We start from the raw sequence: 12,617 nt of genomic DNA, 5'->3' as shown, positions 1-12,617 counted from the left end.
TTTTAAATAAATACTTATGTCGAAAGTACTTAAAAAATCAATTTTCTCGCTTTTTTGTGTATTATGCGTAATTCAGTTCGCTAATTCACAAACCTTGTCTTTTCCTACTGCAGAAGGATTTGGTAGATATACCTCTGGAGGAAGAGGAGGTATAGTTTATAAAGTAACCAATTTGAATGATGATGGAGAAGGAAGTTTGCGTAAAGGAATTTTAAAACATGATCCTAGAATTATTGTTTTTGAAGTAGCAGGAACGATTGATTTAAAATCGTCTTTAGACATTAATCATGGCAATTTAACTATTGCGGGACAAACAGCGCCAGGTGGGGGTATAACCTTAAAAGGATTTCCTATGAAGATTAAAGCAGAAAATGTTATAATACGTTATGTGCGTTTTAGAATGGGAGATGAAAATGAAGTTGAAGATGATGCCTTAGGGGGGCGAGGTCAAAAAAATGTTATCATTGATCACTGTTCAATGAGTTGGGCTACAGATGAGAACGTATCCTTTTACTGGAATAAGAATTTTACCATGCAATGGTGTATAATTTCAGAAGCTCTAAATAGATCAGTTCATCATAAAGGAGCTCATGGATATGGCGGAATATGGGGAGGTGAAAAAGCAAGTTTCCATCACAATTTAATTATGAGTAACAATAGTAGAAATCCACGATTTGGAGGGTCTAAAAGTGTACCAAATACACCAGATGAGTTAGTAGATTTCAGAAATAATGTGATCTTTAATTGGGGGGATAATAATATTTACGGTGGAGAAAAAGGTTCTTACAATATAGTAAATAACTATTTTAAGTCGGGTCCAGCAACCACTTCTTCTAAAAAAGATCGCATTGCAGCACCATCTCTTCCTTACGGTAAATTTTATGTTGAAGGAAATTATATGTACAATTTCCCAGAAATAACTAAGAATAATTGGGATGGAGGAATCCAATGCGAAGATCCTTTAGCGGCTAAAAGTGAAACGGAATTTTCCATAAACGATAATATAAAAACTCAATCTGCTTTAGAAGCTTACAATTCTGTTTTAAGATATGCAGGTTCTAGCTATGCACGGGATGAAGTGGATAAGCGACTGGTTGCAGAGGTAAGAGCAGGAGAAACAACTTTTAAGAATGGAATAATTGATTCTCAGGAAACCGTAGGAGGATGGCCCGTTTTGAGAAAAGGAAAAAAATTAGAAGATCTGGATGACGATGGAATGCCGGATGTTTGGGAAAAAAAATACAATTTGAATCTAAATTCAAACGATGCTAATGCATACGACCTGAGTAAAGAATATACGAATATTGAAGTATATATGAATAGTCTGGTGGAAGAAAACAATTCAGATGAAATTAAAAGTTATGACTTTTTGGTTGCAAAAGATGGTTCAGGTGATTTTAGTACACTTACAGATTTGATTAATCATTTACCAAACTTCAGAAAAAAAGAAACTCGAGTTTTTATCAAAAATGGGATTTATAAAGAAAAATTAGTTTTACCATCCACTAAAACAAATATTACTTTTATAGGCGAAGATCAAGATAAAACTATAATTACTTACGATGATTATGCAACTAAAGTAAATGATTTTGGGGAAGAATTGGGAACAACAGGTTCTTCTTCATTTTTTATATTCGGAGACTCTTTCACCGCTAAGAATCTTACTTTTCAGAATAATGCAGGGCAAATAGGTCAAGCTGTAGCTGTTAGAGTTGACGGAGATCATGCAAAATTTGAAAATTGCTCTTTCTTAGGAAATCAGGATACATTGTATTTGCATGGTGAAAACAATACACAATACTATAAGGACTGTTATATAGAAGGTACGGTTGATTTTATATTTGGTTGGTCATCAGCTGTTTTCGAAAATTGTGAAATCTTCAGTAAGTCTAAAGGATATGTAACGGCGGCTTCAACTAAAAAAGAATCTAAATTCGGTATGATTTTTATTGAATGTGATTTTACTGGTAGTGTAGATGAAGATACTGTATACCTAGGTAGACCTTGGCGAGATTATGCGCAGACCATTTTGATAAATTGCAATTTGGGAGCACATATTAAAGATGAAGGTTGGCATAATTGGGATAAGCCAAATGCTGAAAAAACTGCATTTTATGCGGAATTTAACTCTCAAGGTCCTGGAGCCGATGGCGACCGAGTAAAATGGGCGAGAAAATTGTCCAAAGAGGAAGTTTCTAAATTTTCGATTTCTAATATTATTGATTTCTAATTTAATTTTGCAATAAATTAAACTTAATAATATTAATACCACATTTCGTTAGCTATGATTTTTAGTTTTTCTTAGTTTTAAGACTATAAATTATGTTAATTGCTAAAGGTTTTATATTTTAGTGCAATCGATTACAAAACATAATAAAGATAATTATATGAAAAAACTGCTTTTAGTTTTTACGATTATTACGGCTTTTATGGCCTGTAAAACCAATACCGATAAAAAAAAGAAAAAAGAGGATATTAAAAACGAAATATCAGAATCTGATGTTTGGAAAAAAGCAGATAAAATTATCGCAGATATTATAGTACCTCAGTTTCAAGATCAATTGTTTGATATTACGGAATATGGAGCGGTTGCAGATGGTACAACTAATAATTCAGAAGCATTTAAAAAAGCGATTGCAGCTTGTAATGAAGCAGGAGGAGGTAAAGTTATCGTTCCCGAGGGAAAATATCTCACAGGTCCCATTCATCTAAAAAGTAATGTAAATTTACATTTAAGTGAAGGAGCAGAGGTTCTGTTTAGTAAAGATGCAAACGATTATCTTCCGGCAGTACATACCTCGTATGAAGGTGTAGAATTAATGAATTATTCTCCTTTAATCTATGCTTTCGAACAGGAAAATATTGCTGTTACCGGAAAGGGAACGTTTAACGGTCAAGCCGATAATGATAATTGGTGGCCATGGTCTGGTGCAGAGCGTTATGGACATAAGGAAGGTGAAGCACACCAAAAGCAAGATCACAATCTACCCGCACTAAGAAGAATGAATGAAGAAAATACACCAGTTTCAGAACGAAAGTTTGGAAAAGGACACCAACTGCGTCCAACTTTTTTTCAGCCCTTCGGTTGCGAAAACGTTCTAGTTAAGGATGTAACTTTTACTAACGCCCCTTTTTGGGTAATTCATCCAATTAAATCGAACAACGTTACTGTAGATGGCGTAACGGTAAATAGTCATGGCCCTAATAACGATGGATGTGATCCGGAGTATGCCAAAAATGTACATATTAAAAATTGTTTATTTAATACAGGTGATGATTGTATAGCTATTAAATCTGGCCGAAATAATGATGGAAGGCGTGTCGCTATTCCTAGTGAAAATATTGTTGTTGAAGACTGTAATATGAAGGATGGCCATGGAGGTGTTGTTATGGGAAGTGAAATTTCTGCTGGTGTTCGCAATGTTTATGTTCGAAATTGTATAATGGACAGTCCCAATTTAGATCGTGCGATTCGTATAAAGACAAATACTTTAAGAGGTGGTTTTGTAGATGGAGTTTATGTTAAAAATATTGAAGTAGGACAGGTGAAAGAAGCAATGCTAAAAGTGAATCTTCATTATGGAATCTACGATAATCAGGAGGGTGAATTCTTTCCAAATATTTCTAATATATACCTAGAAGATATTAATGTTGAGAATGCAGGAAAATATGGAATCTTAATTATTGGACGCGAAGGTTCAAAAATTTCGAATATTAATCTGAAGAATATAACCATTAAAGGAGCAGAAACTGCTACAAAAATTACCGATGCTGATCCTGTTAATTACGAAAATGTAACTATAAACGGTTCAAAAATGGAATAGGAATCAGACTTGAAATAAGTAACTAATCGAATACTAATTCTAAATACTTGGATGAATAATGAAAACGAACTTTAGAAATTATCTAACGATGTTTTTTTTAATCCTGTCCATTGGAATTTCCAATGAAATTTATGCGCAGGATTTAAAAACAATATCCGGTACCGTAAGCTCTGAAGCAGATGGTATTCCTCTTTCGGGCGTGAATATTTTTGTGGAAGGAACAAATTACGCTACGGTATCAGATTTTGATGGGAATTTTACAATAGAAGCTCCATCAGACGCAACACTAACTGTAAGTTATATAGGCTTTACAACGAAAACGATTGAAGTGGATGGGAGATCAACTATTGATATTCAAATGCAGGACGATGTTCAGGCATTAAGTGATGTTGTAGTTGTAGGTTACGGAAAGGTAAAGAAAACCGATTTAACCGGTTCAGTAGGAACGGTAGGAGGTGAAGACTTAGCAGAAAGGAATATGACCAATCCTCTAGAGGCCTTACAGGGAAATGTTCCAGGAGTACAGATTAGCACTTCTACCGGTAGAATAGGAGATGGTTTTGATATTACTATTCGTGGAAAAAACTCTATTAGCGGCAATGTTTCTCCGCTATACGTCGTAGATGGAGTGCCTACAAATAGTATTGATTTTTTAAATCCTCAGGACATTGAGCGAATGGATATCCTAAAGGATGCGTCATCAACTGCGATTTATGGCTCCAGAGGTTCAAACGGAGTAGTGATTATATCCACTAAGGATGGAGCGGGAGCAAAAGCTGGCTTTAATGTTTCTTTCGATAATTTTGTTGGTGTACGTGAAGTTACTCGTTTGCCTGAACTAATGTCTCCTGAAAAATGGTGGAGATATCATCAATCGGCTTACTTACCAACCGCAGCTAAAGATCCGTTAACGGGAACAGTTACACCAGAGACGCTAAGAGATGCTGTATCAGCCGGTGGACAAAATGATGAGTTATTTCGAAGAGTGGTAGATGGGGAATCGTTCGATTGGTATGATGAGGTGCTTCAAACCGGAATCCAACAAAATCATTATTTGAATGTATCTGGAAGATCAGATAATGGAGTTGGTTATAACTTAGGTTTGGGTTATCAAAAAGAGACCGGAAATATCGAAAATGAGAGTTTAGAAAAATATACCCTTAAATTAGGTATTAATCATCAGGTAACCGATAAAGTATCTTACGGTACTAATCTTACCATTACTTTATTGGAACAAAACTTTGGAAGTGATGTTGCCATGCGTGATGCCTTTCGATTGAATCCTTATTTGAGTCCGTATGGATTGGATGGCGAACTTTATCCATTACCAGGAAAACTTCAGGATAACGACGGAAACTTTTTAATCAATAAAACAAGTACGTACAATCCTATTCTGAATATAAATAATACCACCGATGTTAATAAAAGCTGGAATATACTTTCTAGCACTTATTTTCAATATGATCCATTAGAATGGTTAGAATTAAAAACAACTTTTTCAACAGGAATTGAAAATTATAGAATTGGAAGGTCTTGGGGTGCACAAACTGCTGTAGGTATTGATAATGATAATCTACCTTCTGCTCAGATACAAAATGGAGAAAACTTCAACTATACTTGGGACAACCAATTTAATATTTCAAAAACCTTTAATGAGGATCATAATATTAATTTACTTGGATTATTTAGTCTTTATTCTGCTGAAGGAGAAACATCCTCTCAGTCTGCTAGAAGAATTCCATTCGAAACTAAATTCTATAACATTGGTAGTGGTGATCCTGGTACTTATGATATGAATTCTAATTACCAGAAACAAACGCTGGCATCTTATGCTTTAAGAGCCAATTATTCGCTTATGGATAAGTATTTGGTAACCGCTTCTGCTAGATGGGATGGTTCGTCTTTGCTAGCAGATAATTGGGATAGCTTTTTTTCTGGAGCATTCGCATGGAAATTAAAGCAGGAAAACTTTCTTAAAGATGTAGACGCTATTTCAACCCTTAAGTTGAGAGTAAGTTATGGATTTACAGGAAATAATATTATTGCTCCATATTCAACAATTAATACCTTAGATTCTCGATATTTCTATGATTTCGGCGGTCAGGTTACTACAGGTTGGGTTCCTGGATCTTTAGCGAATCCATTTTTAAAGTGGGAAAAAACCCGAGAAGTTAATTTCGGGATAGATTTTGGATTCCTGAATAATAGAATCGAGGGTAGTGTAGATTATTACGATAAACTATCAGACGATCTATTATTAGAGCAACAATTGCCATTGGAAAGTGGATGGGATAATATTACGGCAAATATAGGATCTGTAAGTAATAAAGGGGTAGAAATTGCATTAACGACCAGAAACATCCAAACATCAGATTTTAACTGGACTACAAATTTCACTTTTACTAGAAATGTAAATGCTATTGAATCAATTTATGGTCAAGATCAGGTAGATGATATCGGTAATAACTTGTTTATAGGAGAGTCTATAGATGCACATTATAATTATAAATTTAATGGTATCTGGCAGGCAGATGAAGTCGACGAAGCTGCTGGTTATGGTATGGAAGAAGGACAAGAGAAATTGGTAGATGTTAATAATGATGGCCGCTATACTCCAGAAGATAGAATTATTCTTGGATCTTCAAATCCAGATTGGTCAGGGAGCTTATTTACTAATTTTAGATATAAAAACTGGGATCTATCCGCATCTTTAATCACTAATCAGGGCGTGTTAGTGTACAGTAATTTCCACTCTAATTTTGCAGATGTAAGAGATCGTGGTCGCCAAAAATTAGATGTGAATTGGTATATTCCAGAGAACGATGCAGGTATTCCTGCGCAAGTATCAAATACATATCCACAGGCGAGAAATGAAGGTTCCTTCTGGAGAAATGATGGAGTTGGATATTATCACGACGCATCTTTCGTAAAAGTCAAAAACATTGGTTTAGGATATAATATATCTGATAAAATGCTAGATAATTTGAACCTGAAAAAATTAAGGGTTTATGCGAATGTTTTAAATCCATTTGTTTTTACAGATTATGAAGGGTATGATCCAGAGTGGGCAGGAGCATCTTTAAATACAGGTAGGCCTAGTTCGGTTACATATCAGTTAGGATTTAATTTAAATTTTTAGGAGATGAATAAAATATATAAAATCAGCTTTCTATTATTTTCCATGATTTTGATATCATGTCAGGATTATTTAGAAGAAGATAATAGATCCAACGAAACAACAGATTTTTATTTAACAACTGAAGGATATAATTTGCTGGTAAATGCTAATTATGGATTCTTACGGGAAATTTATGGAGGCGAGCCTTGGCTTTTTGCTGCAGGAACAGATATGTATGCTGAAGGACGTGAGAATGAGCCACCAGGTTTAAGTAGATATACACAGCTTAATTCTAATTCTGATGGTGTAGGTCATTTATATAATGTTTGTTACAAAGCCATACAAACTGCTAATATGGGAGTTTACTATGGGGATTTAACAGAGCAATCTTCAGAGCTATCTCAACAAATTGGAGCTATAAAGTTTTTAAGAGCAAATTCTTATTTTTTACTGGTTCAAACTTACGGAGGTGTTGCTTTAATTACAGATTATATACAAGAACGTAAACTAGAATTTGATCGTAATTCGGCCGAAGAGGTTTATAGTTTTATCATCGCTGAACTGGAAGAAAGTCTAGAAATGGTAGACGACAACCCTTATAATGGAAGAGTAAACAAAAGAGCAGTAAAAGATTTATTGGCGAAGGTCTATCTTACCAGAGCGTACGAAGATTTTGGAAGCTCAACTGATTTTACACAGGCAGCAGAGTATGCAGATGCGGCCATAAATGGGGAAGAATTAAGTCTTTCTTTTGCTGAACTTTGGACTCCTGATTATTCCATTAAACAAGGAACTATATTTTCTGTTCAGTACGACGAAAGTTCTGTTAGTACAGATCCTTTTGAATTAGGACATAGACAATCTTCGTATTTTGGCCCATATCAAGGAGGATCTGAAATAGCTGGTGAAGCACCTTATAGAACTTATACGCTATGTCCTACACAGTATGCTATAGATTTATTTACTGAAGATGATGATAGATGGTATACAACGTTTATGACTGAAGTATACGATCCATATTTTGCTTTTTATGAAACCGATGATTATGAAGGTTTACCAGTACAACATTATTATGAGGCAAGTTGGAATGATACAGATGATTTTAAGCAGGCTTATTTAGAAGAGCATCCAGATGCCGTATACCATGATTATGGAAGCTATGTTCCTTCAGTAAATCCTTCTAATGATTATCAAACGATACCAGTTAAGAAATTTGACGATCCAGAAGCACCTTTCGGAATTAGTACAAATAGAAATGATATTGTAATCTCTAGACTGGCAGAAACATATCTTGTAGCTGCAGAAGCCTATCTGCAATCTGGTGATGCAACAACGGGTCTAGCAAGATTGAATGCAGTAAGACAGCGCGCAGGAGTAGAAGATGCAACTTTAGCAGATTTTGATATTGATTATATTTTAGATGAAAGAGGTAGAGAGCTTTTAGGGGAATATCATAGGTGGTTTGATCTTAAAAGAACAGGAACTTTGGTAGATAGAGCTTCTAGGTATCATTACCTTATAGAGGCGTCGAATTTCAACGGAGCTAATGGAGAGTTGAAAATTCTAAGACCAATACCTCAATCAGCATTAGATCTTAATCAAAATAATGAATTTCCACAAAATCCGGCATATCAATAGTTAGTACATGTTTAGATTTTATTTTTAAGTTGATTGGTTAGTCAGAAGAGGAGCTTTGAATTTTAAAGCTTCTCTTTGGCTATTTATAAAACTAAAAACCGAAAAAATTATGAAGAGAATTATCCTACCAACATTTATGGTTTCAGCCTTATTTTTTACCGCGTGTAAAGAAGAAAAAAAAGAAGCTGAAAATCAAAATGAAACAACAGTAGAAACCAAAGAAACCAGTTGGCAAAAACCTGATAAAACTGCAAAAACCTACGCAGAGCTTTCCATTAGAAAAGGAGATGACTGGGAACCAAAAAAGTTTGGCGGAGGTGAATTCGAAAATGTAGATTCACTTCAACTTCCTGAGGGGCATTCCGATCATGCGTATTATATTCGGTATGAAGGTCCGGGCTGGGAAAACAGTAAGGTTGGATTTCGATTTTATTTAGATTGGAGAAATGCGATAGATATTTGGGGTAAAAAAACAGATACCATTGTTTTGCCCTATATAGGCCAGGAAAACTATGAGGATTATCACCATGATTCTGGGTGGGGGCAGGATATTCTTAAAGCTGGAAAATCTGTAGGTCTTGGCGGTTACGGAAGGTTTATGAACGATTCTGTAGCGCATTTCAGAAATGTTGAAAAAACCATTGCTTCCGTAGAAAATTCGTCTGCAAGTTCGTCTGTGATGATTGATTATGATGGATGGAAAACAGGAGAGGATACAATTGATCTTGATGCTAAATTTACGATTTATCCAGAAGGAAGGTTTAGCAAAATTAGCTTGACTCCTTCTACTGAAATTGATGGATTAACTACTGGAATCGTGAAATTTGAGGATATTGATCTTGTCGAAAAGAAAAGTAAAGATGGAGAATGGGGTTATATAGCAACCTATGGCACTCAAACTTTGGTGAGTGATGAAGACCATTTAGGAATGGCAATTTTCTATAAAGTTTCAGAAATTGAAAAGGTTCATGATGGACCTCATGATCACCTGATTATTTTTAAACCTACTACGAAAGATATCAATTATTACATCCTAGCTGCTTGGCAGCAGGAAAAAAACGGAATACAAAATAAAGAAGACTTCATGAAAAGTCTTGATGAACATTTAAACAAGCTCCAGGAAAACGGTAAATTATATTAAGATGAATAAAAAAGAATATAGTATAATTATAAGTTCGGCAGTTATAGCTTTGATTTTATTTGGAATGTTTTCTTGTAAAAATGAAAATAGTTCCAAAGAGGATGCTGAATCAAAGAAAGAGGTTTCAGCAAAAGAAATTTCTGAAGATCTTAAATGGTCAGAACGTATGATGCTTTCTGAAATAAAAAGATTTCCTGAAGCGTCGAAACTTGATTTCGTAGATAAGCCGAGGTGGAGTTATACGAACGGATTGGTGTTAACCGCAGCACAAAGAGTATATGAACAAACGCAAAAAGAAACATATTACGATTATATCTACGATTATGCAGATGCTTTAGTTCAGGAAGATGGTACTATCAAAACTTATGATATAGAAAAATATAATCTGGATATGATAAAATCTGGAGATGTTTTATTGTACTTATATCCAAAAACTAAAGAAGAACGCTTCAAAAAAGCCGCAGATACTTTAAGAAAACAACTTGCTGGGCAGCCAAAAACTTCAGATGGTGGATTTTGGCATAAAAAACGTTACACACATCAAATGTGGTTAGATGGACTTTATATGGCAGAACCTTTTTATACGCATTATACTAAAATGTTTTCGGAAGGTGAAAAAGCTGAAGAAGCGTATAACGAAATTGTACATCAATTTGATTTAATTCAAAAACATACTTTAGATCAAGAAACCGGGTTGTTATATCACGGTTGGGATGAAAGCAAAGAACAAAAATGGGCAAATAAAGAAACCGGTACTTCTCCTAACTTTTGGTCTAGAGCAATGGGCTGGTACGGTATGGCGATGGTAGATGTTTTAGATTACTTACCAGAAGATCACCCTGGTAGAGAAAAAATAATCGGTTATTTAAACCAATATGCTGAAGCTTTACTAAAAGTTCAGGATCAAGAAACCGGACTTTACTATCAGGTTTTAGATAAAGCCGATAAAGAGGGCAATTATCTTGAAGCTACAGGCTCATCAATGTTTGCTTACACGTTTGCTAAAGGAGCCAATAAAGGATATTTACCTGAAAGTTTTAAACAGGAAGCTGAAAAAACCTATCAGGGAATTATAAATAATCTGGTAACTGTTGAAGATGACGGGACTGTGAACTTAAATCAATGTTGTGCGGTAGCGGGGCTTGGCGGAAATCCGTATCGTGATGCTTCGTTTGAATATTATGTAAATGAAGAAATCCGTTCTAACGATCCAAAAGGAACCGGACCATTTATTATGGCTAGTTTAGAACTAAATAAGTAATCAAAATGAAGTTTTCTCCCATATATTTATTTTTATTCATTGCCGGTTCCGTTTTGGCACAAAAAAATGATAATTACGTTTCTGAAGTATGGGTGGCAGATCAGGGAGATGGTACTTATAAGAATCCGATTCTGCATTCAGATTATTCAGATCCAGATGTAATTAGAGCAGGCGACGATTATTATATGACGGCTTCTAGTTTCAATGCAGCTCCAGGATTACCAATTTTACATTCTAAAGATATGGTGAATTGGGAGTTGATTAATTATGCGCTTCCTAAACAGGTTCCGGTAGCAAATTTTGAAACACCACAACACGGTAACGGAGTTTGGGCTCCGGCAATTCGCTATCACAACGACGAATTTTATATTTATTGGGGAGATCCTGATTTTGGGATTTATATGGTAAAAACCGACGATCCGGCCGGTGAGTGGTCAGCACCTGTTTTAGTTATGGAGGCAAAAGGCGCTATCGATCCTTGTCCGCTTTGGGACGAAGATGGGAAAGCCTATTTAGTACACGCCTGGGCAGGAAGTCGTGCCGGTGTAAAAAGTTTATTAACGGTACGTAAAATGTCTCCCGATGGTACTAAGGTTTTGGACGAAGGTCGACACGTTTTCGATGGTCACGAAGATCACGAAACTGTAGAAGGTTCAAAATTCTACAAAAGAAATGGCTATTATTACATTTTTTCTCCGGCTGGCGGAGTTTCCACGGGATGGCAATTAATTCTTCGTTCTAAAAATGTTTACGGTCCTTATGAAGAAAAAGTTGTTCTTGAGCAAGGAAGTACCAAAATTAACGGTCCGCACCAAGGCGCTTGGGTAGAAACTCCAAAAGGAGAAGATTGGTTCTATCACTTTCAAGATAAAGATGCCTACGGAAGAATTGTGCATTTGCAACCGATGAGCTGGAAAAACGATTGGCCGGTAATGGGAAAAGATCAAGATGGTAACGGTATTGGAGAACCGGTACTTCAGCATAAAAAACCGAATGTTGGCAAAACATATTCCGTAGTAACCCCTAAAGAAACCGATGAATTTACCGGTGATAGTTTAGGAATTCAATGGCAATGGAACGCGAATCCAAATGTATTATGGCACGCTAAATTACCGGGGAATGATTATTTAAGGTTATTCAGTATAGCTCAGCCTGAAGAAGCTAAAAATCTTTGGGATGTTCCCAACCTACTTTTACAAAAATTTGCGGCACCAGAGTTTACGGCAAGTTCTAAAATTACATTGACTCCTGAAGATGCTGAAATGCAACGTAAAGCTGGTTTAATCGTTATGGGTAGAGATTATTTTACCTTGACAATTACAGAAAAAGACGGTGATTTTTATATACAACAAACCGAGGCTAAAAATGCTGATAAAGGTGAAAAAGAAAAAGTTTTAGAAGAGAAAAAATTAAAATCGAATACGGTTTACGTAAAAGTTGAGGTATCAAAACCAGATGCGCAATGTCAATTTTTATATAGCGAAAATGATAAAAACTATAAAGAAATAGGAAAGCCTTTTAAAGCACGGGTAGGAAAATGGATTGGCACAAAAATAGGTTTGTTCAGTATAAGCCCCACCGGTGCTAAACGAGGAGGTTATGCTGATGTTGAATATTTTAGAATTACCAAGTAGA

Annotated in this window: 7 protein-coding genes; all 7 read left to right on the top strand. The window is 35.4% G+C overall.

The genetic code is table 11. The features are described from left to right. Positions 1 to 16 precede the first annotated feature (16 nt). The gene (locus tag PBT91_RS12470; RefSeq protein WP_270058797.1) at positions 17 to 2,230 is read left to right on the top strand and encodes a pectinesterase family protein; all 2,214 of its coding nucleotides are present in this window, start codon (positions 17 to 19) and stop codon (positions 2,228 to 2,230) included. A gap of 157 nt (positions 2,231 to 2,387) precedes the next feature. Continuing rightward, positions 2,388 to 3,824 (top strand): glycoside hydrolase family 28 protein, encoded by a 1,437-nt coding sequence (locus PBT91_RS12465; protein ID WP_270058796.1) that lies wholly within the window; start codon positions 2,388 to 2,390, stop codon positions 3,822 to 3,824. Between the two features lie 58 nt (positions 3,825 to 3,882). Beyond that, on the top strand, positions 3,883 to 6,963 hold the full coding sequence (locus tag PBT91_RS12460) for a SusC/RagA family TonB-linked outer membrane protein (RefSeq protein ID WP_270058795.1): 3,081 nt from the start codon (positions 3,883 to 3,885) through the stop codon (positions 6,961 to 6,963). 3 nt (positions 6,964 to 6,966) lie between these two features. After that, positions 6,967 to 8,580 (top strand): RagB/SusD family nutrient uptake outer membrane protein, encoded by a 1,614-nt coding sequence (locus PBT91_RS12455; protein WP_270058794.1) that lies wholly within the window; start codon positions 6,967 to 6,969, stop codon positions 8,578 to 8,580. Between the two features lie 109 nt (positions 8,581 to 8,689). After that, a complete protein-coding gene (locus PBT91_RS12450) occupies positions 8,690 to 9,721 on the top strand; it encodes a DUF4861 family protein (protein ID WP_270058793.1) in 1,032 nt (343 codons plus the stop codon). A 1-nt stretch (position 9,722) separates the two neighbouring features. Then, on the top strand, positions 9,723 to 10,982 hold the full coding sequence (locus PBT91_RS12445) for a glycoside hydrolase family 88/105 protein (RefSeq protein WP_270058792.1): 1,260 nt from the start codon (positions 9,723 to 9,725) through the stop codon (positions 10,980 to 10,982). 5 nt (positions 10,983 to 10,987) lie between these two features. Next, on the top strand, positions 10,988 to 12,616 hold the full coding sequence (locus tag PBT91_RS12440; RefSeq protein ID WP_270058791.1) for a glycoside hydrolase family 43 protein: 1,629 nt from the start codon (positions 10,988 to 10,990) through the stop codon (positions 12,614 to 12,616). Position 12,617: the final 1 nt, after the last annotated feature.

This window comes from Zunongwangia sp. HGR-M22 (assembly GCF_027594425.1).
GTDB lineage: Bacteria > Bacteroidota > Bacteroidia > Flavobacteriales > Flavobacteriaceae > Zunongwangia.
This window is presented reverse-complemented; position numbering and strand designations above follow the sequence as displayed.